Source organism: Flavobacterium cerinum, assembly GCF_004028155.1.
Taxonomy (GTDB): domain Bacteria; phylum Bacteroidota; class Bacteroidia; order Flavobacteriales; family Flavobacteriaceae; genus Flavobacterium; species Flavobacterium cerinum.
Map to the genome: position 1 here is coordinate 145027 of NZ_SBII01000008.1, position 23054 is coordinate 168080.

The 23054-nt window shown below is 39.5% G+C and carries 18 protein-coding genes; 2 read left to right on the plus strand and 16 right to left on the minus strand.

What is annotated here, in order from left to right:
• Positions 1 to 14 precede the first annotated feature (14 nt).
• From EPI11_RS11895 to EPI11_RS11930, 8 genes are all read right to left on the minus strand, one after another.
• Positions 15 to 2297 (minus strand): T9SS type B sorting domain-containing protein, encoded by a 2283-nt coding sequence (locus EPI11_RS11895; protein WP_164879165.1) that lies wholly within the window; start codon positions 2295 to 2297, stop codon positions 15 to 17.
• Between the two features lie 441 nt (positions 2298 to 2738).
• Positions 2739 to 3185, minus strand: coding sequence for a hypothetical protein (locus EPI11_RS11900; RefSeq protein ID WP_128390196.1), 447 nt, complete (start codon positions 3183 to 3185; stop codon positions 2739 to 2741).
• A gap of 129 nt (positions 3186 to 3314) precedes the next feature.
• A complete protein-coding gene (locus tag EPI11_RS11905) occupies positions 3315 to 4730 on the minus strand; it encodes a TolC family protein (RefSeq protein WP_128390197.1) in 1416 nt (471 codons plus the stop codon).
• A gap of 11 nt (positions 4731 to 4741) precedes the next feature.
• Positions 4742 to 7900: an efflux RND transporter permease subunit gene (locus EPI11_RS11910; RefSeq protein ID WP_128390198.1), complete on the minus strand. Its 3159-nt coding sequence runs from the start codon at positions 7898 to 7900 to the stop codon at positions 4742 to 4744.
• A 6-nt stretch (positions 7901 to 7906) separates the two neighbouring features.
• A complete protein-coding gene (locus tag EPI11_RS11915; RefSeq protein WP_128390199.1) occupies positions 7907 to 9058 on the minus strand; it encodes an efflux RND transporter periplasmic adaptor subunit in 1152 nt (383 codons plus the stop codon).
• A 12-nt stretch (positions 9059 to 9070) separates the two neighbouring features.
• Positions 9071 to 9595, minus strand: a complete 525-nt coding sequence (locus EPI11_RS11920; protein ID WP_128390200.1) for a GbsR/MarR family transcriptional regulator — start codon at positions 9593 to 9595, stop codon at positions 9071 to 9073.
• Positions 9596 to 10166: 571 nt separating this feature from the next.
• Positions 10167 to 11135, minus strand: a complete 969-nt coding sequence (locus EPI11_RS11925; protein WP_128390201.1) for a YpdA family putative bacillithiol disulfide reductase — start codon at positions 11133 to 11135, stop codon at positions 10167 to 10169.
• Positions 11123 to 11596 carry a CYTH domain-containing protein gene (locus EPI11_RS11930; RefSeq protein ID WP_128390202.1) on the minus strand — a complete coding sequence of 158 codons (474 nt, stop codon included), beginning with the start codon at positions 11594 to 11596 and terminating at the stop codon, positions 11123 to 11125. Before EPI11_RS11930 ends, EPI11_RS11925 begins: the two co-directional genes overlap by 13 nt.
• Before the next feature lie 350 nt (positions 11597 to 11946).
• Between EPI11_RS11930 and EPI11_RS11935 the strand changes: the two genes are divergently transcribed.
• Positions 11947 to 13992 (plus strand): recombinase, encoded by a 2046-nt coding sequence (locus EPI11_RS11935; RefSeq protein ID WP_128390203.1) that lies wholly within the window; start codon positions 11947 to 11949, stop codon positions 13990 to 13992.
• 351 nt (positions 13993 to 14343) lie between these two features.
• On the opposite strand, the gene EPI11_RS11940 is transcribed toward EPI11_RS11935, so the two are convergent.
• Positions 14344 to 15009 (minus strand): NAD(P)H-binding protein, encoded by a 666-nt coding sequence (locus EPI11_RS11940; RefSeq protein ID WP_128390204.1) that lies wholly within the window; start codon positions 15007 to 15009, stop codon positions 14344 to 14346.
• A 449-nt stretch (positions 15010 to 15458) separates the two neighbouring features.
• Between EPI11_RS11940 and dinB the strand changes: the two genes are divergently transcribed.
• Positions 15459 to 16550 carry a DNA polymerase IV gene (gene dinB, locus EPI11_RS11945; protein WP_128390205.1) on the plus strand — a complete coding sequence of 364 codons (1092 nt, stop codon included), beginning with the start codon at positions 15459 to 15461 and terminating at the stop codon, positions 16548 to 16550.
• A 193-nt stretch (positions 16551 to 16743) separates the two neighbouring features.
• Here the strand turns inward: dinB and EPI11_RS11950 are convergent, their stop codons facing one another.
• The 7 genes from EPI11_RS11950 to EPI11_RS11980 all read right to left on the minus strand — a co-directional run bounded on the left by EPI11_RS11950 (position 16744) and on the right by EPI11_RS11980 (position 23054).
• Positions 16744 to 17520, minus strand: a complete 777-nt coding sequence (locus EPI11_RS11950; protein WP_128390206.1) for a Bax inhibitor-1/YccA family protein — start codon at positions 17518 to 17520, stop codon at positions 16744 to 16746.
• A gap of 85 nt (positions 17521 to 17605) precedes the next feature.
• Positions 17606 to 17980 (minus strand): septal ring lytic transglycosylase RlpA family protein, encoded by a 375-nt coding sequence (locus tag EPI11_RS11955; RefSeq protein WP_128390207.1) that lies wholly within the window; start codon positions 17978 to 17980, stop codon positions 17606 to 17608.
• On the minus strand, positions 17977 to 18456 hold the full coding sequence (locus EPI11_RS11960) for a septal ring lytic transglycosylase RlpA family protein (RefSeq protein ID WP_128390208.1): 480 nt from the start codon (positions 18454 to 18456) through the stop codon (positions 17977 to 17979). Before EPI11_RS11960 ends, EPI11_RS11955 begins: the two co-directional genes overlap by 4 nt.
• An 80-nt stretch (positions 18457 to 18536) precedes the next feature.
• A complete protein-coding gene (locus EPI11_RS11965) occupies positions 18537 to 18974 on the minus strand; it encodes a hypothetical protein (RefSeq protein WP_128390209.1) in 438 nt (145 codons plus the stop codon).
• Positions 18975 to 19205: 231 nt separating this feature from the next.
• The gene (pgi, locus tag EPI11_RS11970) at positions 19206 to 20846 is read right to left on the minus strand and encodes a glucose-6-phosphate isomerase (protein ID WP_128390210.1); all 1641 of its coding nucleotides are present in this window, start codon (positions 20844 to 20846) and stop codon (positions 19206 to 19208) included.
• Between the two features lie 13 nt (positions 20847 to 20859).
• Positions 20860 to 22098: a peptidoglycan DD-metalloendopeptidase family protein gene (locus tag EPI11_RS11975; RefSeq protein WP_128390211.1), complete on the minus strand. Its 1239-nt coding sequence runs from the start codon at positions 22096 to 22098 to the stop codon at positions 20860 to 20862.
• Between the two features lie 23 nt (positions 22099 to 22121).
• A complete protein-coding gene (locus tag EPI11_RS11980; RefSeq protein WP_128390212.1) occupies positions 22122 to 23054 on the minus strand; it encodes a tryptophan 2,3-dioxygenase family protein in 933 nt (310 codons plus the stop codon).

Below are 23054 nucleotides of genomic sequence, written 5' to 3' on the forward strand. Positions count from 1 at the left end.
ACAAAAGTGACTATTTATCGCATCATTGCAAAATGCCCTTTGTATTCTTTACCATTACTGCGATGTACTATAAACCAATAATCGGTTGCCGGAAGCTTATTTCCATTAAAAGTCCCATCCCATCCCGGGGTGTTTCCTTTAAACGAAGTAAGCAGCTTACCATATCTATCAAAAATATAAACGATCATTTTAGGATCATAATAGGCATTATCTACCTGCCAGGTATCGTGAAAACCATCTCCATTTGGAGTAAAATATTTAGGATACATTAGCAGTACTACCTTATCTTCGGTAAAGCCGCAACCATTTTTTTCGCGCACAATAACCTTGTACTGCCCTGGTACCAATTGGTTAAATACATTACTTTCCTGATAATTACTGCCATCTATAGAATATTCATAATCACCTTCACCTTCGGTAATTATTGTAATAGAGTTGTTATTACTGGTCCATTCGTTAACCTCTATGTCTTTTATAACCGGCTGATAGGATTCGTGTACCGTTATCGATTTTGTTGTTTCGCAAACAGTTGCACCTGTTTTTTTAGTTACTGTAAGTGTATAAGTTCCTGCTTTATCGATACGTACAGAAGGTGTTGTTTCACCCGTAGACCACAAATAACTGTCCATACCTGCAGGAGCCAAAAGTATAATACTGCTGCCCTGGCAGTAGCCGTAACTATCTTTCATGTCAATTATCGGTTTTGAGGCTACAGTGAGCTTAAATGAAGTAACAGCATAACAAATACCTGTATCGCTATATACTCTCGCATAAAGCGTTTGTGAGCCTGTATTAACCGTATAATTATTTGGCAGCGGGTTATTTCCGGTCTCAGCATCAGATAATGATATGTGGTAACTAACAAGATAATTAACTGCCTGCTGTTCGCCCAGTATAGCTGCATCCTGATCACTCAGGTGAAATACCGCAGCACTTTCTTCATTGCCACAGGTAATCATGTCAGCAGGCTGTATGGCAACCGGAGCTTTTAAAACAGTTATTGTTTTAGTATAATATCGGGTAGAAGTACCTCTTTTCGCTTTAGCTTTTACGACATAAATCCCCGTTTTAGCATAGGTATGGGTAACATTTAAACTAGTAGACGTATTACCATCTCCAAAATCCCAAAGCACGGTATCAGAATCCATAGTGGTTGTAGCCGTAAAATACACGGCGGTATCAGAACAATCCGATGCCATTTTGATATCCAATACATAAAAGGGAGTTGTCATGAAATTTGGCAGTCCTACAAAGGTTTCTTTACCTCCAAGATCTACTGCTTCATAAACCAGATTACAGCCTGTACCCACAACATCAGGGTAATTAATTACCGATAAACTTTTAGCCAGGTATTTATGCACCACATAAATTTTAGAATCGGGACCCAATTTCAGAGAACTCGCTACATCTATTTTACCCACTTCTATCTGGCTTTGTGCTACATTAGGAGCATTTACCTGATATTGATATATTTTATTGTCGCTTGAAAGGTAAAGAAGCTTACTGTTTGGTGAAAATTCCACACCATAACACTCTGCAGGCGATTTTACAGTTACTGCATTGCTAACAATTCCTGTGGCTGCATCAAAGTCAAACAGTTCGGCTGCAAAAAGTCCATTTGCCATCGCAATACGTGTACCGTTTGGCGAGAAGCTCATCCATCCGGCATAATGCCCGGAATTATCTGCACCGTTTACAACTAAGCCCGCATAGCTAATTACAGGTGTAGTACTTACTCCGGCGGCTGTTACCTTATAACTATAAAAAGCATTGCTGCCCCACTGATGGGTAGTTACCCAAACATCAATACCGTTAAAATGCTGTACTGCCGCAATTTTTTCTGTAACAGGTGTAATAAGCCTGGTATTCTTGCTTATTACATCTCCTTTACCTCCGTCGGCAGTCATATCCACTTCAGAGAAGGTCAGCCCGTTTGGACCACCTGCATCATCGGCTGCAAAAATATAGTAACGGTCTTTTTGTCCCGGCTTCTGAATTATTATTGCCGATTGTGTAGTAGACTGATCTCCTAAAAGATCACTGCCATGAGGCATTATTTGATTGTTTTTATTCCAAACATAAATACCATTGGTATAGAACCGCAAATCTCCATTTTGACTGGATATTGCAGCACTCCCTTCCATAGTTGTCATTTTGCTGTTTGTAATTGCAACAGGTCTGCCGTTGCTAAAATTTAATCCGGCCATTCGGCCAAAGTACCAGTTGTTATCTTGTTGAGCATTTGTGTTCCATGCAATAATACACAATATACCCATCAGGAATTTTGTTCCTCTCATTCGTAAAGCTTTACATAGCATTTTTAAATCTCCTCTTCATCCCGTTTACTGTTGGCGCTACACCCAAAGAACGCCTTATTAGGAATCCGATCTTTAACATATAAATCACTGATTTTCAATGCTAAAAACTCAAATCGGAGCAAAAATATCTAAAATATAAATACAAACCGTAAAATATTTGTTATTTTTTACGGCCTGCTTTTGCAATACATCGACATAAATAAACTACTCATCGATCAATTTGTTAAAATTATTCAATATTTGATTTAAATTACTTCAGCAAAAGCAGTAATATATTTATAAAATAAATATTATACGCGCATCCATTTACGGTTAAAAATAAATTTTGGTTTTCTATGCATGCATAAAAAAACCATCGTTTTAAAACGATGGTTTTTTTTAAATCTATGATTAAGAGGATATTTTAGCTAATTTACTTTATTAAAATGGCGAAGTAACCGACTTGACTCTTGACGAAAGTGATAATTTTCCACCAATGGTATCTTTAACATATAAATCTACATTAGTAATATCATTCCCGGCAGGAATAACAATACTATCATACATTTTTGCAGCTTTAAGCTCCATTAGAGGCATAGCCAGATCGTCTTTATTTACCATATAAAAAACGTAGTTGTTATTCACTTTGAATTTATCAAGAAACTCATCGGTAATCGCTTTACTAAATTCTTTATTTCCATTTGCCAGCATCAAATCTTCATCTCCCCTTAGACTCATTATAGCGATACCGCCTTCCAATTTATTCTTTGTCAGGAAATAAAACCCTTTAGAAGAAGCATTATGAATGGATAAATTCTGTTCTTCTTTCTTACAGCTAACTACCATAACAACAAGAGAAAGCAACCCTATTTTTAAAAATGTTTTCATTTAGTTATACTTTTTTGATTCACAAAAATAACGTAAAAAAATTACCCGGTACAGTAAACTGTACCGGGTAACAAATATAAAACAAACAATTAATCTAAATAATTTGGATAGACACACCAAACTATACTGTTATCGCCATCCGCCGCCTAAAGCTTTGTACAGGTTGATAATGGCTAAATATTGTTGGTATTTATTATCTAAAAGACTTAACTCACTATTAAGTGCATTGTCTTTTGCAGTAAGCACCTCAAGGTAGTTAACAAGGCCATACTCCAGCAACTCATCAGAATAATCTGCAGCTTTGCTTAATGCATCTACCTGTTTTTCTCTTATCGATAATTTTTTAGTTTCATTATTGTATTGTGCTAATGCATCGCTCACCTCTTTACTTGCAGTAATAAGCGTTTGCTCAAAACGCACATAAGCCTGCTCGTGCTGGGCTTTAGACACCTCATAACGTGTTCTTATCTGCCTTCCGTTAAATAATGGCTGTGTTAAGCCGGTAATTACCGTAGCAAACAATGAATTTGTACTAAGCCAGTCTTTAAGTTCAATACTTTGAAGTCCGCCTGTAGCCGTAATCCTAAACTGTGGGTAAAAATTAGATCGTGCCACGTTAGTAAGTTCAAATGCATTTACTAAACCGTACTCGGCTGCAACAACATCAGGACGGTTTCTAAGCAACTGTGTTGAAACACCTAATTTAATTTCAGGATTAAGGTTTTGCGACTCAAAAGTACTGCGCTCAATTTTACGGGAAGCCTCTCCAAGCTGTATGCTTAATGTGTTTTCAAGCAATACAACCCTGTTCTTAAGGTCTTCTATAATAAGCTCAGTAGCATATTTTTGCGCTTCAGTTTGTTTTACACCCACTTCATTAACATTGCCAGCATCTTTAAGTGCCAAAATAGTTTCTACACTTTTATCACGGTTAATAAGCGTTTCCTGAGCCAGTTTTAACTGTGCATCCAGCGAAAGCAGCTGATAGTATAATCCGGCAATATTTGTAATTACCTGTGTTTTCACTGCCTGGTTTGCAGCAATAGTCTGCAGGTAGGCAGCACTAAAAGCACGCTTGTTACTGCGGATCTTACCCCAAATATCGGCTTCCCAGGCAAAAGATCCTGTAATCTGGTACTGATCTGTATTGGTACTGCCTCCGGTTCCGCTAATAACACGGCCAAACTGGCTGTTCTTAGACATCTCCTGGTGTGTCCAGTCGGCTCCAAGGCTTAACGTAGGGAAATAGCCTGTTTTTCCTTGTTTAAGATTAGCTTCGGCAGCAATAATATTCTGGATAGCGATCCTGATATCAAAGTTATTCTGCAGTCCTTTTTTAATGTGCTGCTGCAATATTGGGTCGGTAAACATTTTCTCCCAGCTAATATCAGCCATCGATGTCGTGTCTTGCGACACTACTTCGGTACGGTACAGGTTTTCTGCTTTAACATCCGGTTTTTTAGGGTCTTTTGCCACTAAACAGGATTGTGCAACGATACCTGCACTTACAAGTACCAGTATTCTATATGTCTTAACAAATTTCATTTTCATATGTTTTATGCTTCACTGTTGTGTTCTTCGGCCTCTTTGGCAATACGTTTTGCCGACATCCTTTCCTGTAATCCCTGGAAAATGATAAACAATATCGGAATAACAAATACCCCTAATACTGTCCCTACAAGCATACCACCTACAGCACCCATACCAATAGACCTGTTACCTACAGCACCTACACCAGTAGCAAGGGCAAGTGGCATTAAACCAAATATAAAGGCAAACGATGTCATTAAGATAGGACGTAAACGCGCTTTTGCACCTTCGGTAGCCGAATCGACCAGACTCATCCCGTGTCGCCTTCGCTGTATGGCAAATTCGACAATAAGGATGGCATTTTTCGCTAAGAGTCCTATAAGCATTATCAGGGCTACCTGGAAGTAAATGTTATTTTCTAATCCTGCCAGCTTCACAAAACCAATAGCTCCTGCAATACCTACCGGTAACGATAGCAGTACAGAGAATGGCACTACATAACTTTCGTACTGCGCACTTAACAGGAAGTAAACAAATATCAAACTCAACAGGAATACACCTGCCGCCTGGCTTCCTGCAATAATTTCTTCACGGGTCATACCAGAGAATTCATAACCATAGGTTTTAGGCAAATGCTGTGCTGCTGTTTCCTGAATCGCTTTAATAGCATCTCCGGAACTGTATCCGGGATTGGCTTTACCATTAACGTTTACTGCTTTAAGCATGTTAAAACGTGCAACAGCCTCAGGGCCATATATCTTTTTAAAGTCAATGAACTGGCTTATAGCAACCATCTGGTTACTTGCATTACGCACATAGATATTATTAATAGATCGTTCGTCTGCTCTTTCACCCGGCTTCGCCTGGATCATTACACGGAACTGTTTACCAAAACGGTTAAAATCTGTAGTATACAAACCACCATAGTAACCCTGCATAGTATTAAAGATATCGGTTACAGATACGCCTGCATCTTTAGCCCTTTCCACATTAATATCCATTTGATACTGAGGGAAGTTCGGGTTAAAATTTGTCATAGCATACTGAATCTCAGGGCGTTTAGCAAGTGCCGCAAGAAACTCGTTGCTCACTTTACTTACAGTTCCCCAGTCATCATCACCTTTATCCTGAATTTTAAACTCAAAACCATCTGCCGATCCAAATCCCTGTACACTTGGAGGTGTAAAGAATAATACTCTGGCATCTTTAATTGCAGATGCGCGTCCGAATAATTCACCAACGATAGCATCTACCGATTGATTTTTCTCTTTTCTTTCTTTCCAGTCTTTCAGCCTTAATACGGTAAACCCGTAAGAACCACCATTAATCCTGTTAAGTAAACTGAAACCTACCACATTCATCCTTGCTTCAACAAGAGGCATAGACGCTAATATAGAGTCAAGCTGTTTTACAGCCTTATCTGTTTTTTCAAGTGTAGTTCCCGGAGGCATGGTAATATCTGCCATGATAATACCCCTGTCTTCGTTAGGGATAAATCCTGCCGGTGTCGTTATGAATAAGAAATAAGTGATTCCGCAAAATACTACAAGTGCAATCCCTGTTATCCATTTTCTTTTTGCAAGACCATGTAACGAACGTACATATTTTTGGTTCATCGAATCGAAGCCTGCATTGAATGCAACAAAGAAACGGTCTTTAAGATTTTTCTTTTTATGATGTTCTCCTTCCGGATGCGGTTTTAGCAACAGCGCACAAAGAGCAGGGCTCAGTGTAAGTGCATTTACTGCCGAGATAAGGATCGCTACCGCAAGCGTAATAGCAAACTGCTGGTAGAATACCCCCGACGGACCTTTAAGGAATGATACCGGAATAAATACCGCCGACATTACAAGCGTAATCGAGATAATAGCTCCCGTAATTTCGCTCATCGCAGACAGTGTTGCTTTTTTAGCCGATTTTTCGCCTTCATCCAGCTTGGCGTGCACCGCCTCGACGACGACGATCGCATCATCGACCACAATACCAATGGCCAGTACCAATGCAAACAGGGTAAGCAGGTTGATAGAGAATCCAAAGACCTGCAGGAAGAAGAAGGTACCAATGATCGCTACCGGTACCGCAATTGCAGGTACAAGTGTAGAACGAACGTCCTGTAAGAACAGGAATACCACAATAAACACTAATATAAAGGCTTCTACCAATGTAGAAATTACCTTTTCTATAGAAGCATCAAGGAATGTTTTAGTGTTAAAAGGTACAACATAGTCAATACCCTGAGGGAAACTTGGCTTACTCTGCTCAAGGATAGACATTACCTCTTCGATAATATCATTTGCATTAGAGCCCGACGTTTGGAAAATACCAATCGCCACCCCTTTGTTACCCATACCATAGTTGTTAGAACCATAATTAAAGGCACCCAGCTCTACCGTTGCAACATCTTTAAGATGTATAAAGTTTCCGTTTCCGGCTGCTTTTACAACAATGTTTTCATATTCCTCAACTTTAGACAAACGTCCTTTGTACTTAATTACATATTCGTAAACGCCATGTGCATTCTCTCCAAATTTACCCGGAGCAGCCTCAACGTTCTGTTCCTGTAATGCAGCCTGTACATCTTTTGGCGAAAGGTTAAAGGCAGACATTTTCTCAGGATTGATCCAGATTCTCATCGAGTAATCTTTCGTACCAAAAACGTTTACCTGACCCACACCTTTTACACGCTGTAACCTTGGCACAAGATTGATCTTGGCAAAGTTTTGCACATAGGTATCATCATAATCTTTATTATCACTAAACAACGAAACGAACATAAGTGCACTCGTCTGGCTCTTTAGCGTTGTAACCCCAGTTTGTATAACCGCCTGTGGCAGTTTACTCGTTGCACGAGATACCCTGTTTTGTACGTTTACCGCAGCAATATCCGGGTTTACGCCAAGTTCAAAGTATACAGATATATTTGCCGATCCATCATTGGCAGCACTCGAGGTCATGTATGTCATTCCCTCAACACCGTTGATCTCTTCCTCCAGCGGAATCACAACACTATTTAATACCGTTTCAGCATTTGCACCCGTATATACGGCTGTTACCTGAACGGTTGGGGGAGCAATTTCAGGGTATTGCTCAACGGGCAGGGACATTAGTCCCAAAACACCCAATATGGTTATAAGTATCGAAATTACGGTAGATAATACCGGTCTTTCTATAAATGTCTTTAGCATCTTATGTTATTTTTTGGTAACGGTTGTTTTTTCGGTAACAGTAGTAGTGGTTGCAGCAGCAGTTGCAGGAACATCTTCTTTTTTGCCTGCATCCTGTGGTACGATCTGCATACCGTCTTTAAGTTTAGAAGCACCTTCTACTACAACTACATCACCTACTTCAAGGCCTTCGGTTACAACATAGTTAAGACCTGATGTTGTTGTCGTAGTAATAACTTTCGCTTTTACTGTATTGTCTTTTGCTACAACATAGATCATTTGCTTGCCCTGTTGGTCAAACACTGCATTTTGAGGAACTAATATCGCATCTTTATATTCTATCGGTAAACGAACAGACCCTTTGCTTCCGCTTCTAAGTACAGCTTCAGGGTTTTTAAAATCGGCCCTGAACTGGCTGTTACCTGTAGCAGCATTAACTAATCCTGATACTGTTGTAATTTTACCTTTAATTTCATACTCGCTGCCATCTACTAAAATAAGGCTTACAGGAGGTGTGTTTTTAAGTTTTTCCTGAAGTGTAGCGCCTTTAAACAATCTTGTAAAGTTTAGCATCTGCTTTTCGTTCATAGAAAAATAAGCACGCACCACTCTTGTATCTGCTACTGTAGTTAAAGGCATTTCCATAGTAGGGCTTGCAAGGCTTCCTGCTTTAAAAGGCAGTGTGCCTATTACACCATCTACCGGAGATGTTATTGTACCAAAGTTAATGTTAGCCGCAACACCGCTGTAAGATGCTTTTGCCTGCGCCAGTTTTGCTTTTGCAGTTTCTAACTGCACTACAGATATAATTTTACGGTCTACAAGCGGTTTAAGTCTGTCTACCTCTACCTGTGCAGCATTTACATTAGCTTTTGCTGCAGCAGCATCCTGATTCTGAACCTGTGTTTCCAACTTAAAAAGAATCTGGCCTTTGCGCACCTGCTGACCTTCATCAACATATACTTCCTGAATATAGCCACTCACTTTTGGGCGAATCTCTACATTTTGCTCGCCTTCAAGGTTAGCTGTATATTCATCATAAATAACGGCATCCTGTTTAGCGATAGTTTGAACTACAAAAGGCATTGGTCCCATAGCAGGAGCCTGCTCTGCTTTTTTACCGCAAGCGGCTACTATCAAAAGGGCTCCTATTGCGCCCAAAAAAGTTGTCTTTTTCATGTATATATTAAATTATGCTGGATTGATGTTTGTGATTTTATTTTTCTCGATTTCTCTAATTTTTTCGATTTCCTTAAACTTATCTATTGTTTTAAGGAAAAGCGTTTCAATTTCTGCAATATGGTCTTTATAAGCTCTTATATTTATAAAATTCACCTGCTCCTCTACATTACTCATGGTTTTTTGACGATAAATGATCATCTTATCAATAATCTGTTTCTCATATGCTATGATCTTCAGGTAATTATCAAGCCTTTCACTAAAAGGTGATGGCTTAAAATATTTTTTCCTGTCGCCAGCTACTGTATAATAATTTATCTTGCCTGTTTTAAGCAACAAATTAAGGTTTGTAGATATTGAGCTTTTACTTGCTCCCATACGTTCGGTAAGGTCTTCAAAGGTTAATCCGTTTTTACAGCCATCCAGTATAAGGGTGGCAAGTATTCGCGAGCCCAGTGGGGACAAATTATGGTGCGATTCAAAATGAACTCCAAACATTTCAACCAGCTCTTCTTTCTCTTTCTTTATGTCTGACATTTCTTCTTAAAAAGGGTTATACAAAGGTAATCCGTTTTCGTTTTCCTGCATTAATCCCCTTAACAAACATTTAACGGAATACAATGCAATAATTTCACTATCAAGATAGTAGCTGTAAGAATACACTTAAAAACAGTCTTGATCTCGCGATTTATTCCTGTTAAAAATGCTGCACAGTGAACATCATAACCAAACAAATCTTAGTCAAAATCCTGTTATAGTATAATTTTGTTTGCAAAACCTTACATCTATTCTTAAAAATTGGTGCAAAGATAATACTTGGTTCGACAACAACCGAACCAACCGAACTAAAGTTTTTGTTAAATATTCGTTAAGGAATCTCACGAAAACGTTGTAGTTACTGCCATTTAAGTATTTAAGCGAACAGTCACGCTGAGCTTGTCGAAGCGAAATAATAAATTCAAGCCTGGAGATTGCCACGCTGCGCTAGCAATGACAGCACACAGCATCAACCTGCAAGGTTTCGAAAACCTTGTACGTTTTTAAAAACTATAATTACCTAAGATTTTTCGATTGCGCTTCGACAAGCTCAGCGTGACAGCAGTGCTAATTAAACAATAGCATTAATAATCATATCAGCATGAATACGTGAGTTTTCAATAAACCATTTGTGCGTTTCCATACCTCCACAAACCACTCCGGCTAGGTAAAGCCCTTTAACGTTGCTTTCCATAGTATCCGGGTTATAGCGGGGTGTTCTGGTAGCTTCATTGCTAATTTCGATTCCTGAATTTTGTAAAAATTCAAGATTAGGACGGTAGCCTGTAAGCGCAAGCACAAAATCATTCTCTAGCGTAATTGTGCCTTCCGGTGTAAGAATGTCTACAGCATCTTCCCTTATTTCTGTAATTTCAGAATAGAAGTACGCTTTAATACTTCCTTCGGCAATGCGGTTCTCCACATCGGGTTTAACCCAGTATTTTACACGGTCATTAATTTCGCCTTTTCGAATAACCATAGTTACATCGGCACCTTTGCGCCAGCATTCCAGCGCAGCATCTACCGATGAGTTGTTTGCCCCCACCACAATTATTTTTCTAAAAGCAAACTCATGCCCTTCTTTGTAGTAATGGCGCACCTTGGGAAGGTCTTCGCCCCAAACGTTCAGGTAAACAGGAATGTCATAAAAACCGGTAGCAATGACCACATTCTTTGCAGAATAAGCGGTTTTATTTGTAGTAACATCAAACAAACCATTAGGCTGTTTTTTAACAGCAGATACCTGTTCGAATAAATTAATGTTGAGTTTAAAATACTTGTGAATATTCCGGTAATATTCCAGTGCTTCCTGCCTGCCCGGTTTTGGGGCAATGCAGCTAAACGGAATATCACCTATTTCCAAACGTTCGGCAGTAGAGAAAAACGTCATGTATAAAGGGTAGTTAAACAGGCTGTTTACCAATGCTCCTTTTTCAAGAATCAGGTAGTTGAGTCCTTTCTTTTGGGCAGCAATAGCACACGCCATACCTATGGGGCCTCCGCCAATGATAATAAGGTCGTAGGTTTTTACTGCTCCCATGCTTTAAACGGATTATTGCTTAACTGGGAATTGTAATAACGCTGATCGCCGGTAACTTCTTTACCCAGCCATGATGGTTTTTCGAACGCTTCATTTTCATCCGAAAGTTCAATTTCGGCAACGGTAAGTCCTTCGTTATCGCCAAAAAACTCATCTATTTCAAAAGTATGGATGCCCGAATTTATTTCGTACCGAATTTTATCGATCGCACCTTTCTCACACAATGTAAGCAACTGCTCAGCATCAGGAACCGGAATTTCTTTCTCCCATTCCATCCTTATGGTTCCGGCATCGTTGCTTTTCCCTTTTATCGTAAGAAACCCCTGATCGCCTTTTATGCGCACACGCACCGTTCGGTCCGGGTTGGAGTTCAGGTAGCCCTGTACAATCCTTTTTTTTGTGGCTGCCTCTTTTTTGTAATTGTCTGACAACACGAGGAATTTACGTTCAATCTCGATCATAATTCATTTGCTAATTCTAACGGCAAGTTACGGATTTATAAGGATTGATTTGTTTTTTAATATCGTGTTAAACCACCCCGGCTTTCAGCCACTCCTCCAAAGGAGGGGAAATCTACATCCAAATATAATAAGGATAAGTACACATAAATGAAGCTAAGGCCTTCAACTTCGTAGCGTAAGCAAATTACTAAGAAGTTGCTGCCTTGAACTTTTGGTTCTTTTGTTTCAAGACAAAAGAACAACCTAAATATCAGGAAATTTACTCTTAATCATATCCTAAATCACAAATAAGCTAAGGTTATATAAACTTCGATTTGTATTTTTACAAAATAAGGATAGCATAACTGCCCATGAAGTTCAGGAAAACAAAAGTTAGAATTACCCTTGCAGAGTTCTTTAAAATTAATTTTGACGAGAATAATCTGTGGGAATACAAAGCCGAAGAAATAGACCTGCTTGCCGAACTGGTAAACATTATCAGGCCTAAAAACCTAAAAACTATACTCTCTGTAGATCTTACAGAACTCTTGCAGCTGCTTTCAGAAAATGAACGCTATCGCGAAGCCCTTGCGCTTTATCTTAGGGGTATTCTTAAAAATAAGAAATTTAGCAAGATACTTACCGATGCCGGCATACTAACCGACTCTGATTTTATTTTTGAGGTTAAAAAACGTCTTTTTGCCAAACTTATCCCCGATCAGCCTGAAAAAGACACGTTAGAATATGTGCTCAACCAAGTGTTTTTTATAAAAACAGACCCGCTTTGGATAAAGACCATTCCGCAGGAACAGATACAGCAGGTTTTAAACATCTTAAAATTCAGGGATATTTATGTAACGAGTGCTACTGGGAGTCCGCTTGCCGAACTGCTCTTTAGTATGGAAGTTATTATTCACCGTATTTCTGGACGTGCTCTGGAATCGGAAGTCATTAAAATGGTTCCTGAGTATGAGAATCTTGAGAGTCCGTTCCTGGAATTCCAAAAAGAGTTTGCCCTTATTACCGAAAAACTACTGGAACAAACTCCTAATTTTATTACCCGCGAAGACCTTGGATACAAGCAACTCCTCATATTGCACAAACAATGTATGGATTATGTACAGCATGCTTTTCGCAATAGCGAAAAATATGGAATATCGTTGCGCGTAAACCAAAACCTGTTACGTATCAGGCAGCAATTAGAACGTTTAGAAACACTTTTGCCGCTTTTAGTACTCACTAATCCTGAGGATGCTAAGAAAAACAGCATACAACTTGGCATAGACCTGATAACCTACAATTGCGATAAGACAAATGTGCGTAAGCTTATCAACGAGAGTACACAGTTACTATCGTATGAAGTAACACAGCATACGGCAAAAACCGGAGAGCATTATATTACCAAAGACCGAAAGGAATACTTTAAAATGTTCTGGACGGCTGCAGGTGGAGGTATTGTAGTTGCCGTATTGTGCATCATCAAGGTATTCCTGTCTAAAATGGATACCAGTGCCTTTGGGCATGCATTTTTTTACAGCCTTAACTATTCACTTGGTTTTATTGCTATCTATGTATTAGGTTTTACACTTGCTACAAAACAGCCAGCCATGACGGCATCGGCACTAATAAGCGCCCTTGAAGCCGACCGCAAGAACAAGAATGCCGACGAACATGAGAAACATCAGGCATTCGCCGAATTTTTTGCACGTGTATTCCGTTCCCAGTTCATTGCCTTTGTAGGTAATGTTATTGTAGCATTCCCTGTGGCATTACTGGGCATCTGGCTTATTGATATTTGTTTTCACTACAATTTGGCATTAACCAAATGGTACACCCTTATAAACGATCTTAACCCAATAAACTCATTGGCCATACTGCATGCCGCTATTGCCGGGGTGTTCCTGTTCCTTTCGGGTATTATTGCAGGAAGTGTTGCCAACCGCGACAAACACCAAAACATTTACTACCGTATACAGGAACATCCGCTGCTTAAAATGAGCTTTGGCCGTGTCCGCACACAAAAGTTTGCCAAGTTGTACGAAAAGAAATGGGCCGGTATTATCTCTAACTTTTGGTTTGGTGTATTTATGGGTACTACCGGAACAATAGGTGTGTTCCTGGGACTGAACATTGATATCAGGCACATTACTTTTGCCAGTGGCAACCTTGCTTTGGGAATGTATGGTGCCAATTTTAATGTATCTAACGAAATGCTCTTTTGGGGGATTTTCGGGATAGGGATCATCGGGCTTGTAAACTTCCTTGTAAGTTTCGGACTCTCAATGGGTCTTGCTTTCCGTTCCCGTAACATTCCGTTATCCGAAATGCGCATCGTAGCAGGATCTATCTGGAGGCATTTTAAACGCAAGCCGGGTTCTTTCTTTTTTCCGAATTTCAGAGCACAGAGTAAAGATTAAACTTTGGCTTTAACGGAACACGGATGACGCGAATTGAAGTGATTTTCGCAGATCTCGAAATTGCATAAAAAACTATTACGCTTCGATAAGCTCTGCGCAACAACATTTGAGTGAAGTTATCGCCTTCAGCTTCGTGGCGTAAAAAATCATACAATGAAGCGTTAAAAAAGATTTGCTGTTTGAGCGTAGCGAGTTCAAATCTTTTAACTGAAGATTTATATTTTGTAGCCTAAAAAGTTGCTGCCTTGAATTTTTGGTTCTTTTGTTTCAAGACAAAAAAACAGAGTTAAATGAGCACAAATTGCACTTCGACAAGCTCAGTGTGACAATCGAACAGATTAACAATACATCTTAAGTACCCTTCCCTATTTCCCCGATCTTGTCTGAAGTAACGATATTTTCAGGATAAGGATTATTCGCCAGCCACACCATAGCTTTTGCAATAGTGGTTGCTTTAATACTCTTATATTTTGTCGCATTACCAAAAAGCAGCGGATTGATAAGCCACATAAATCCAGATGCCAGGTTTTCCACTAAGCGCGATTCTTTACGGTCGGCAACAATAAGCGACGGTTGAAGTATATGTGTTTTAGGTATAGCGAGATCTAGCACTGCTTCTTCCATTTCTCCTTTGGTACGGGTATAAAAAACGCTGCTGTTTTTATTTGCACCAATAGCAGATATTACTAAAAAGGCAGGGATATTATTTTTCTTTGCCAGTTTTGCTGCTGCAACAGGAATACCAAAATCAATTTTATAATAGGTCTCGGTATTCGGAGTCTTTGCTTTTGTGGTACCAATGCAGCAATACACTTCATTGGCAGTAAAAGCCTCATTTTCTTTTTCCAGATCGAACATATCTATAATATGCTCTTCGATCTTAGGGTGTATGATCGTAGTAATTGGGGTTCTGGAAAACAGTTTTACCTTTTCATAACGGCTGTCTGCTAATAAAAACTTTAGTACTTCATAACCCGTAGCACCTGTAGCCCCTAATACAATTGCAGTTTTTGACATAACAATGGTTTTATCAATAATTATTGAAATTACAACAAAACTGCGACAGGACAAGAACCGTTCAAGAAGATTTAAGAGGTTGCCTTTAGTTTAAAAGTGTTGCGCTTCAATAAGCTCAGCGTGACAACATGCGAGTGAAGCTACGGCCTACAGCTTCGTGGCGTAAGCAAAATATAAGATGAAGCGTTAAAAAAGATTTGCTATTTGAGCGCAGCGAGTTCAAATCTTTTAGCTGAAGATGATAATTTTAAGCCTAAGAAGTTCCTGCCTTGAATTTTTGGTTCTTTTATTTCAAGACAAAAGAACAAACTAAAAATATATTTCTAAGTATGCTTCTACCTCCAATAGCTATTGGGACAGTGTGACAATGGTACAGTTTAACACGAATAACTGAAAACTGCTACTGTGACTGAGGACTTTATTTCTCTGCTTTTGCTTAATTTTACAGCATGGACCCCATACCGGTTTTACGAAAAATAATCCATGTAGATATGGATGCTTTTTATGCGTCTGTAGAACAGCTGGACAACCCCGAACTGCGCGGCAAGCCTATTGCCGTAGGCGGCGGAGAAACCCGTGGTGTGGTTTCTGCTGCCAGTTATGAGGCACGAAAGTTTGGTGTGCGTAGTGCCATGAGCGGGTTTTTGGCCAAGAAAAAATGCCCGCAGCTCATCTTTGTACGTCCAAGGTTTGACCGCTACTCGGAAATTTCAAAACGCATCCGCCAGGTATTCCATGAATATACAGACCTGGTAGAACCACTGTCGCTGGATGAAGCCTATCTTGATGTTACCCACAATAAAAAAGGAAATCCAAGTGCTACAATGATTGCTAAAGAAATTCGGCAGCGGATATTGGAAGTTACCGGATTAACTGCATCAGCAGGAATATCCATCAATAAATTTGTTGCCAAAGTCGCCAGCGACTACAACAAACCAAACGGACAAAAAACAGTCAACCCGGATGAAGTAGAACCTTTCCTGGAAGCTCTTGATATTGGAAAATTTTATGGCGTAGGAAAAGTAACCGAAGAGAAAATGTACCAGCTCGGCATTTTTACGGGAGCCGACCTAAAGCTAAAATCGATAGAATACCTTACCGAGCATTTTGGTAAATCGGGAGCCTATTACTACTATGTAGTCCGCGGTATACACAACAGTGAAGTGAAACCCGACAGAACTGTAAAATCGGTAGGGACAGAACATACCTTTAACGAGAACCTGTCGTCTGAGATCTTTATGGAAGAAAAACTCGAGATCATTGCCAACGAACTGGACCGCCGACTCAAAAAAAGCAAAATTGCAGGTAAAACCGTTACGCTTAAAATTAAATACAGTGACTTTACCGTACAAACCCGAAGCAAGACACTGATGTATTTTATCTCGGATAAAAGCCTTATTATGGAAACGGTTAGAGAACTGCTCTATCAGGAGAAGCTAAAGGACTCTGTGAGGCTCTTAGGGATATCTTTAGCCAATCTTAACAACGAAGTAGCGGGCGCAAAAAAAACGGTCGCTGTACAGCTTAAATTCGATTTTTGATTAATCCTAAGAGAAAGGTTGAACCATAAGAGTGAAGCTATGGCCTTCAACTCCCGATAGCTATCAGGCGCGTTTACAACATCAATTAAAATAGAACGCGGATCAAACTGATCTCCGCAGATTTTAAAAGACTGTAGTAAAACAAAAAAGGCCGCCCTAATGGACAGCCTTTGTATATGTACATGCTAAGAAATTAATTCCTGCTTGATATTTTAGATAGCAATCTTAAGAATTCTACATAAAGCCACACAAGTGTGATCATAAGACCCATTGCACTGAACCATTCCATGTATTTAGGCATTTTTCTTTGTGCTCCTTTTTCAATTAAATCGAAATCAAGGAAAAGGTTTAATGCAGCAATAACAATAACAAATACGCTGATACCAATACTCATCCAAGAACCATCTGTAGCAGATCTTCCTACCATTTGGAAATTAAAGATCCATGAAGCAAGTATTGAGATAATATAATAAGTAGCAATAGCAAGTGTAGCTGCAATTACTACCGATTTGAATTTTTCGGTTACCTGTACAATTTTAAATCGGTATAATGCAAAACATACTGCAAACGTTACAAATGTTCCTCCTACTGCCTGAACAACAATACCAGGATACATTGATTCGAATACGGCAGAGATACCTCCAATGAACAAACCTTCAAAAACAGCATAAGCCGGTGCAAGATAGCCTGAGTACTGCGGTTTAAAACTTGCCGCAATAACAGCGACAAAACCTAATATAGCGCCGGCAATTGTAGGCACAAATGCGTTAGCCCCATTAATGATCATGTACCAGGTAGCAAATGCACCTGTTAACAATAAAAGCAATAAAATAAAACTTTTGTTTATTGCCCCGCTCACGGTCATTGTGTTATTGTAATCAATAAGCACTGTACGCCCATCTGCATCTACAGCTTCAGCGTTTTTAAATGCTTTACTTCCTAAAAATGGGTTGTTCGATTTTAATTCCATCGGTTTGTTTTTTAAACGAATTCAAATATATAAAAAATAATCAAATTGTAGTAATGACTGATTATTCAAAGGTGTTTGCGAATGCTTATTTAGCCACTTCCAGGATAACATTAATCTCACCATGATTCTGGTTGTCGGTAATTTCCATGAAGGCTTTTTTAGAAAGATCGATATCCCTGCCTCTGGTAAACGGCCCGCGATCATTGATCGTAACGATAACCGATTTATCATTGGCCGTATTCGTTACTTTCACTTTTGTTCCAAAAGGTAGTTTTTTGTGTGCTGCAGTCAGTTTACTGTTGCTGAATTTTTCGCCACTGGCGGTTTTCTTACCATTAAACTTATCGTGATAATAGGTAGCGGTGGCTTTTTTATTATAAGTAGTAAAAGCACCTTTAGAAGAAGAACAGCTTACAAGCAACAAGAGTGTTACAACAAGAAGCGCTATGCGTTTTATCATGCTTCCGGTTCTATTATCTCCATTTTCACTTTAAACGTTCCCGATCCTTTTTTTGAAGCAATCTCCATAAAGGCTTTTTTGGTAAGATCGATCTCCAGTTTTTTACTGTAGGGTCCGCGGTCGTTTACTTTTACATCTACCCACTTACCGTTGTTTTCATTGGTAACCCTAAGCATGGTGCCAAAAGGCAGTTTCATGTGGGCAGCAGTGTATTTTTGATTGTGAAAACGTTCGCCGCTTGTAGTTTTCCTGCCGTTAAATTTATCATGATAATAAGTTGCAAGAACATCTTTTTTGTAAAGCGTTAGTTTTGGCTCGTCTGCTTTTGTTTCGGTTGTATCTGCAACCTTAGCAGGAGCAAGAGCAATTTTGGTTTCAGTTTTTTTTACTTCGGGAGCAAGTGTAGTCCCCGTCGAAAAGCCCGTTATTATTAACAATAATAATGAAACACTAAAAACGATAATACTATTCTTCATAATATATAATTTTCTATTGTTTAACAAATAACATGCCATAGACACGAAAAGCCCCTAAAGGCTTTTTGTTTGCGGTTAGATTATAACCATTGACTCCACGGAATCCTGCTTAAAAGCAGTACCAGACCTATGACATAAAAAATTCCTATTTTCTTGAATTTTGTAGTACTGTCTTCTGTTCTTTTGTGGGTAGACCATCCTATCGTTATGAAAACTATAGCTATCAAATTGATAACCGGGTGCTCTATTACCATCTTCCTTATTTCAGCGTTTTTCATTACTGCGCCCATGCCCAGCTGTTTTGCTGTTTCCATGTAAGGAGAAACAAAAAGAAGTACCAGTCCTATTACAAATTGTACGTGTGTAAAGATTAGCGCAAGCATTGATATCTGCCTGTCTTTAGGCAGAAAAGCTCTTTTAGCAGATAAGCCTATAAAGGCATTTAATATAGCTAATAACAGCAATGCAAGTACTGCAAATGCCAAATAAGAATGTAAATCTAAAACACCTTTGTACATAATTTTTATTTTTTTGGAACAACAAATATAAAGAATTACCTATATAAAACAGCCTGTATAAAATTGTTAATTAACAATTTTAGCTAGTTTAGAACCTGTCTAAGAACATATTAACCCATTTTACCCCCTGACACCCAGTGGGTTTATAGGCTTTAAATCAAAAAAACATGGAAATATAAAAACCCCAAAGATTGCTCTTTGGGGTTCTATTTAGAGGAGGTAAATGCGCTATTATCTTCCTAAAAACTTCTTTAGCAAGAAAGTAGTAGAGCTGTCATGTGCCTTTACATCACCGGTATTTATTTCGTCAAGAATAGAATTGGCCAATTGCTTGCCTAGCTCTACACCCCATTGGTCGTAACTAAAAATATTCCAGATCACACCCTGTACAAAGATCTTGTGCTCGTATAATGCTACAAGTGACCCTAATGTTTCAGGCGTAAGCTTTTTGATCAACAAAGTATTCGTTGGCTTATTGCCTTTAAACACTTTAAACGGACGCAAATAATCTGCTTTATCGCCTGCTAAACCCTGTCTATCAAACTCTGCCTGTACCTGAGCTTCTGTCTTACCGTTAAGAAGGGCTTCGGTTTGTGCAAAGAAATTCGACATCAATTTATCGTGGTGGTCTTTGTTTCCGTGAAGTGGCTGAATGTATCCAATAAAATCGGTAGGGATCAGTTTTGTTCCCTGATGGATTAGTTGGAAAAATGCGTGCTGAGAGTTCGTTCCCGGTTCACCCCAAATAATAGTCCCCGTTTGATAGTTCACATCATTACCGTCACGGCCTACGCTCTTACCGTTACTTTCCATAATACCCTGCTGCAGGTAAGGTGCCAGCTTTTGAAGGTATTGCGTATAAGGGATGAGCGCTTCACTCTCGGCACCAAAAAAATTATTGTACCAAATGCTAAGTAGTGCCAGTACAACCGGAATATTCTTATCGTGAGGGGCAGTAGCAAAATGGTTATCCATTTCGTTTGCGCCTTTAAGCAGCTTGTCAAAATTATCAAAACCTACAGCTAATGCTATGGTTAAACCTACGGCACTCCATAGGGAGAAACGACCTCCAACCCAGTCCCACATAGGGAAAATGTTGTTTTGGTCAATACCAAATTCGGTTACCTTTTGTATGTTGGTCGATACAGCAACAAAGTGCTTTGCCACATCTTCCTGTTTTGCCGTTTTAAGGAACCACGCCCTTGCGGTTTCGGCATTGGTAAGTGTTTCCTGAGTCGTAAAGGTTTTAGAAGCAATTACAAACAATGTAGTTTCAGGATCAAGGCCTTTCAGGCTCTCCATAACATGGTCGCCGTCTACATTAGATATAAAACGAACGTTAAGCTGGTTCTTGTAGAATTTTAATGATTCTACTACCATTGCCGGACCAAGGTCTGACCCTCCGATACCTATGTTTACCACATCGGTAAATGCTTTGCCTGTGTATCCTTTCTGGCTTCCGCCGATAACTGCATCGCAAAACTGCTTCATCTTGTTTTTAACCGAATAGATCTCGGCCATAACATTAACGTCGTCTACCTTAACGTTGGCGTTAGATGGTGCACGAAGTGCCGTGTGCAATACCGCACGGCCTTCGGTACGGTTTATTATATCGCCTGCAAAATAACTCTCTATAGCCCCCGCAAGACCTGCCTGTTTAGCAAGATCCTGTAAAAGAGAAAGTGTTTTTTCGCTAATGATGTTCTTGGAATAGTCTACAATGAAATCATTCCACTGAATGTTGAATTTTTCGGTCCTGTCTTTGTCAGAAGCAAACAGGTCTTTCATGGATGCGTTCTGCATCTCATTAAAATGACGCTGCAACTCCTGCCAGGCAGCTGTACCGGACGGATTAATGTTTTGTAATGCCATTGCAAATGTGAATTTATTTTGTGAATTTGATGTTCGAGATGCTGTCTAACTCCTTTTTAAGCGGAGTCATGTAGGCTACAAAACGCGGCTTTTCGGCAGCGCTCATAGGCTCAGAGCTTGGTAGTTTTTGCCTAAGTGCATCTACCTGTACACCATTTTTCCAAAAACGGTAGCACACGTGAGGACCTGTAGCAAGACCGGTACTACCCACTTTACCAATAACATCACCCTGTGTTACCCTTTGCCCCTGCCTAACTAATATTTTAGACATGTGCAGGTACTGGGTAGAGTAATTACCATTGTGCCTAACTTTTACAAAATTACCGTTCCCGGCAGTATACCCGGTGCGCTCAACTGTACCGCTTGCGGTAGTCATAATTGGCGTTCCGTGTGGCGCGGCATAGTCGGTTCCATTGTGGGCTTTCCAACGCCCCTGAACAGGGTGGAAACGCCTTGGCGAGAAACGCGAACTAATACGGCTGAATTTTAATGGCGCTTTCAGGAACATGCTTTTCAGCACTTTTCCTTCTTCGTCATAATAATCTACTTTTTTGGAGTTCGGATCTTTTTTAAAAGGGAACGCATAAATACGTTTGCCTTTGTATTCAAAATAAGAAGCCTCTATATTTTCAATTCCGGCATATTTGTCGCCGTCTATATAACGCTCATTAATGGCAACAGCAAATTTGTCACCCTTTTGTATTTTAAAGAAGTCAATAGACCAGGCATACATTTCAGATAGCTCATGCGCCAATGCCGGGCTGGTTGCTCCGGCTGCATTTAAGGTTTCAGATAATGATCCTTCGATCTCGGCAGCAATAACCCTTCTTTTTATAGTAAGCGGACGTGTTGTTTTGTAAGCTTTTGCAATAGTATCTCTAAGGTCTACCACATAGTAACTCATAGCATCCGGCTGGTATACAAATACCTGCAACGCGTTTGGCGCCTGCTTTTGCTTAAGCATGGTAAAAGGTTTCCCCACACGAATGTCCCTAAGGGCAAATGAGTCCTTTATTTTCTCTGTAATCTTATGAATTGCCGCAGCGTCATAACCTTCTTCGCCCAATAGCTTTCCAAAAGTATCACCATTTTTAATGGTGTCATGAACCACTTTAAAATCATTTAGCGTAAAGCCAAATTCTTTTACTACAGGTTCCTTTTTTACAGCAGCTTGTTTGGGTTTTGCGGTTTCTTCTTCTTTTTTACAGGCAACTAAGGTTAAAAGTAATAGTATGGCAGTTAGGTATCTCAATTGTGTCGTCTTGTTTTGTTCGGTTATACATTTTCACCCCAGGTTCTTAATTCTTCTTCAGACCAAAGTGCAGGGAAAAATATCCTTCTTTGGTATTTTGGGTGCATGTATTTTTTCCAGTCACTGCCTCCGGTCGCTTCCTGTGGCCCGTCTTTGCTTTCAATATATTTTTTTGCAGCATTTAAATGACCCATAACCCAGGTAACATTTACTGTATAGTCATAGTGACGCATTGCTTTTATCAGCATAACATCTTTTTGGCTTTCTTCCGGTAACTGTTTGAATTTCTGCCAGATGTTGGTCGTATTGTACTCTTCCATAAAACGAAGAAACTCTCCTTTATATTTCTTTTCGAAAGCATTTAAAAGGTATGATTTCTCGCCTGTTTGATGATCTTTACCCGCAGCCTGCCAATACAGGTGCTCTAACGCATGCTCGTAAGACGTGTTACGGTCTATCGTAGCGCGGAAACGGTAATCGATCAGGTTGATCAGGTCTGTAGATGCAAATTCTATAAGACGGTACTGTGCGCTCTGAAAACCGCTTGCAGGTGTCAATGTATTACGGAACTTCATGTACTGCTCTACTTCCATACCATCGCCCATAATATCAAACGAGGTGGTAAGCATATCAAAATAGCGGCTAATGCGCATTAATCTCTCTGTAAAAAATGGTGTTGCAGGCTTCTCCGTGTGGCAAAGCTGTTCTACTTCCCATAAAATCATTTTAAACAAAAGCTCATTTACCTGATGGTACATGATAAAAACCATTTCGTCAGGAAGAGTGGTTCTTTGTATTTGCAGGTTTAAAAGCGCATCTGTTTGTATATAGTCCCAATACGTAATTGGTTTAGACCAAAGCAAACCTTCAAGATGCGTTTCAGTTTTTTGATTTATGGCTTTGAATTTTTCGTCAAGTAAATCCAGTTTTTCCTGTATCGGAGTTGTAATGTCCAT

Bases quoted from the DNA above. Each gene is read 5' to 3' on its own strand.
- EPI11_RS11895 (WP_164879165.1), bottom strand. From the start codon at position 2,297: ATGAGAGGAACAAAATTCCTGATGGGTATATTGTGTATTATTGCATGG.
- EPI11_RS11900 (WP_128390196.1), bottom strand. From the start codon at position 3,185: ATGAAAACATTTTTAAAAATAGGGTTGCTTTCTCTTGTTGTTATGGTA.
- EPI11_RS11905 (WP_128390197.1), bottom strand. From the start codon at position 4,730: ATGAAATTTGTTAAGACATATAGAATACTGGTACTTGTAAGTGCAGGT.
- EPI11_RS11910 (WP_128390198.1), bottom strand. From the start codon at position 7,900: ATGCTAAAGACATTTATAGAAAGACCGGTATTATCTACCGTAATTTCG.
- EPI11_RS11915 (WP_128390199.1), bottom strand. From the start codon at position 9,058: ATGAAAAAGACAACTTTTTTGGGCGCAATAGGAGCCCTTTTGATAGTA.
- EPI11_RS11920 (WP_128390200.1), bottom strand. From the start codon at position 9,595: ATGTCAGACATAAAGAAAGAGAAAGAAGAGCTGGTTGAAATGTTTGGA.
- EPI11_RS11925 (WP_128390201.1), bottom strand. From the start codon at position 11,135: ATGGGAGCAGTAAAAACCTACGACCTTATTATCATTGGCGGAGGCCCC.
- EPI11_RS11930 (WP_128390202.1), bottom strand. From the start codon at position 11,596: ATGATCGAGATTGAACGTAAATTCCTCGTGTTGTCAGACAATTACAAA.
- EPI11_RS11935 (WP_128390203.1), top strand. From the start codon at position 11,947: ATGAAGTTCAGGAAAACAAAAGTTAGAATTACCCTTGCAGAGTTCTTT.
- EPI11_RS11940 (WP_128390204.1), bottom strand. From the start codon at position 15,009: ATGTCAAAAACTGCAATTGTATTAGGGGCTACAGGTGCTACGGGTTAT.
- dinB (WP_128390205.1), top strand. From the start codon at position 15,459: ATGGACCCCATACCGGTTTTACGAAAAATAATCCATGTAGATATGGAT.
- EPI11_RS11950 (WP_128390206.1), bottom strand. From the start codon at position 17,520: ATGGAATTAAAATCGAACAACCCATTTTTAGGAAGTAAAGCATTTAAA.
- EPI11_RS11955 (WP_128390207.1), bottom strand. From the start codon at position 17,980: ATGATAAAACGCATAGCGCTTCTTGTTGTAACACTCTTGTTGCTTGTA.
- EPI11_RS11960 (WP_128390208.1), bottom strand. From the start codon at position 18,456: ATGAAGAATAGTATTATCGTTTTTAGTGTTTCATTATTATTGTTAATA.
- EPI11_RS11965 (WP_128390209.1), bottom strand. From the start codon at position 18,974: ATGTACAAAGGTGTTTTAGATTTACATTCTTATTTGGCATTTGCAGTA.
- pgi (WP_128390210.1), bottom strand. From the start codon at position 20,846: ATGGCATTACAAAACATTAATCCGTCCGGTACAGCTGCCTGGCAGGAG.
- EPI11_RS11980 (WP_128390212.1), bottom strand. From the start codon at position 23,054: ATGGACATTACAACTCCGATACAGGAAAAACTGGATTTACTTGACGAA.